We start from the raw sequence: 2,748 nt of genomic DNA, 5'->3' as shown, positions 1-2,748 counted from the left end.
GAGTCTCGCTCACGCTGGATAAAAGTTGGGGGCAACGTCAGTTTGTCCATCTAGCACGCTCTGATCTTGCTACGCGACACACACAGACGAACCCATCTTCCGATCTCCAAACAGGAGCGACGAGATGGACGGATCAGTTTTCACCAAGAAATATGCAGTTGTGCTGCGGTTTGCAGGCTTGCACCCGCGCAACCTGAAACGGCTTGAAATGCACGCCAAACGGGCGGGCGGAGACCTTGGGCAATGCGACCCGGTCAAGATGAAGCTGCAAAAAATCGCCAAGCCGCTAATCGGCGACGACTGGGTCATCAAGACCCTATCGAAGGTGCAAGAGATGCGATTGAGCAACTTTGCCGATGAGTTAGACGCCCTCCAAAAGCGTAACCGTCAGAAAGACATTCAGCGCCGGATGATCGAAGGCCCGCACGATCCCTGGCGTGCGACTGCGCATGGGCCAATGCGTGAACTGATCCTGACCGTCAACAGAGACTGGTTCGACGCAGATACAGCCGCGATCTTCGATGAGGGCGACGAAAATAACCAGCGCATCCAAGACTTTCAGCGTCTATCGCTGGCTTGGCTGAAACACGAGTTCGGCGACGATGTCGTCTATGCGCGCGCCGACCACGACGAGGCCGCGTTTCACATACACGCGGTAATTCTTCCTCGGGTCGACGTCGAAATGACAAGAACAGATAAAAAGACGGGAGAGAAGAAGGTCATTGCCACCCGGAAGATGCTGCAACCGTCCAAGTTCGAGATCATCCAAGATTACGAAAAAGCCCAAGACAGCGTCGGTGATTGGTTTGCGCCGCTCAATCTCGTCCGCGGCGAGCGTCGCAAAGAAGAGTTTCGCCAGGCGATGAAGAACAAGACAGTCCCCCCACCTAAGCGGCAGCATGTGCATACTGCGCCTTGGCGAAAGCAGGAAGAAATTCGATTGGCCCGAATGGCCGCAGAGCTTGAGCAAAAGCGTGCGGTCGTCGATGCCAAAGAAGACGATGCCGATGCGATTATCGCTTATGCCGAGCAAGTGGCCAGCGGGGAGATCGAAGTCGAGGTTGCTCCCGAGATAGTCGCGTCTTCAGCGCCCTCGCGGACGGCAGCGGCACCGGTTCCTCCCCGTGGGTTCGAGCGCGCGCGCAGGGCATTCCAGGCAGCACTCGGCAGGTTGAGAAAACGAGAGCAACTGGAAGCGGAAACGGCTGCCGACGCACGCGTTTCCGGCGCGCTGAGCGAAATCAAAAATGCAGATCAGGCCATTGTGAATATCGCGGCGTTGCTACCCGCAGGCTTGCGAGAACGCGTAGCACACGCACGCAAATCTTTGACCGCGAAAATCATGCTGTTGGACCGTTTTCGGCCAGAGCAAAAAACGCCCCGAACACCCTCGGCGAGACCTGAATCGGACCCTGAACAATAGAAAAGTTTCGTTTATTTACAGAGGTATAAAATTTTTTTTGAAAATAACTTCGTAAATCGCTTTTCGGCTAAGCGACCCAGAGCAATCTGGTTCTCAGACAAGCAAGACGCAAGGAATAACCGTTACCGCTGGTCGCTAAAACAGTAACCCATAGGAGGCCCTAAAATGGCTGCTCTTCCCATCCCACCGCTGATGAAACCCCGTCGCAAACCCGCCACTCTGATGATCTCGGAGGCGCAGCAAGCGGCAATGATCCGCATTGCCACTACAAGCCTCAACAAAGGCACCAAGATCGGCGTGAAGGCCGACAAAACCGAGCGCGACGCTCGCGCAGCGATTGCCGATGCTCTGACCGATTGGTTGGATTGGATGAACAGCGAAGATGCCGCTGTGCTCCGTTCCTTTTTCTTGCAGATTGCTGTTTTGGCAAGTGCTTCTGGTCGGAACAAGATCATCAAGCACTCGATGTTCCCGAAGGACTTGATTGTGGAAGTTGAGGAGCACCTGGAATTGATGAAAGCAGCGGCAGAAGCAGCAAAGGCGGAAGCCGAAGCTGAGGCCGCACTGAAAGCCGCAGCGGGCGTAGCTGCAACAGAAGCTGATGTCGCAGCTGCGACTGAACTCAAATGAGCGGCCGCGAAAGGACCCGTCCGCGCGCGAGCGGACGGGGAGCCCGCTGAACGTTTTTGAATCAGAAACGGTCAGTTCCAATTTTCGATCTATCCACAACGCAATCCACACGATAATGAAGGCGCTCAGATTTTGGAGATACGACATGTAAATCACTTCGCGCCCCACCTCAGAAACCAGCCGCAAATTTGCGGTGGTGAGGCAAGAGGTGCCATGTCGAAAAATAACGCCGATGGATTTGCGGCGAAAAACAAAATCCACGGAGAACTCGACAGAGTTTTGATCGCCAAAACAAAAATTGCACTGCTGATCAAACAAGGCGAACACTGGGCTCTACCGCTGTTTGTCCGGCTCACCGAAGAAGCAGCTCAGCTTGAAAAGCAACACAATCAACTCGACCAAGCTATCGCATTCGCAAACCACGCTGCCCTGCAAAGGGCGGCGTGATTTTTCTTTAAGATGCTCGCTCCTGCTGTGCGCATAAAGGCAACGGCTATTGGCAAATCAACTCAGATGAATCGGGACGGGCAACGCAATCTTCTGAGCTATTTTTAGCTTCTTTTTCAGCGACAGATCATCCCCATAGACCTCCCGGCTGATGACGCGTTTGATGCTATGGCCCATCATTGCGCCGCGCTTCTCGTTCTTCAGCTTTGATGATGTGACCGCCCCCCGACGGCATCAATGTGCCAAGG

Annotated in this window: 3 protein-coding genes; all 3 read left to right on the top strand. The window is 54.3% G+C overall.

Annotated features, from left to right (window positions below):
• The first annotated feature begins 124 nt into the window (after positions 1–124).
• The 3 genes from K7H22_RS19855 (at position 125) to K7H22_RS19845 (ending at position 2,500) form a co-directional block, all read left to right on the top strand.
• Positions 125–1,423, top strand: a complete 1,299-nt coding sequence (locus tag K7H22_RS19855; RefSeq protein ID WP_230802539.1) for a plasmid recombination protein — start codon at positions 125–127, stop codon at positions 1,421–1,423.
• 165 nt (positions 1,424–1,588) lie between these two features.
• Complete coding sequence (locus K7H22_RS19850; RefSeq protein ID WP_230802538.1) at positions 1,589–2,053, top strand: hypothetical protein; 465 nt, start codon at positions 1,589–1,591, stop codon at positions 2,051–2,053.
• Positions 2,054–2,266: 213 nt separating this feature from the next.
• Positions 2,267–2,500 (top strand): hypothetical protein, encoded by a 234-nt coding sequence (locus K7H22_RS19845; RefSeq protein WP_230802537.1) that lies wholly within the window; start codon positions 2,267–2,269, stop codon positions 2,498–2,500.
• Positions 2,501–2,748 lie beyond the last annotated feature (248 nt).

It is taken from the genome of Seohaeicola saemankumensis (assembly GCF_021021435.1).
Taxonomy (GTDB): Bacteria; Pseudomonadota; Alphaproteobacteria; order Rhodobacterales; family Rhodobacteraceae; genus Seohaeicola.
The sequence above is the reverse complement of the archived record's forward strand: the minus strand, read 5'-3'. Positions and strand labels throughout refer to the sequence as shown.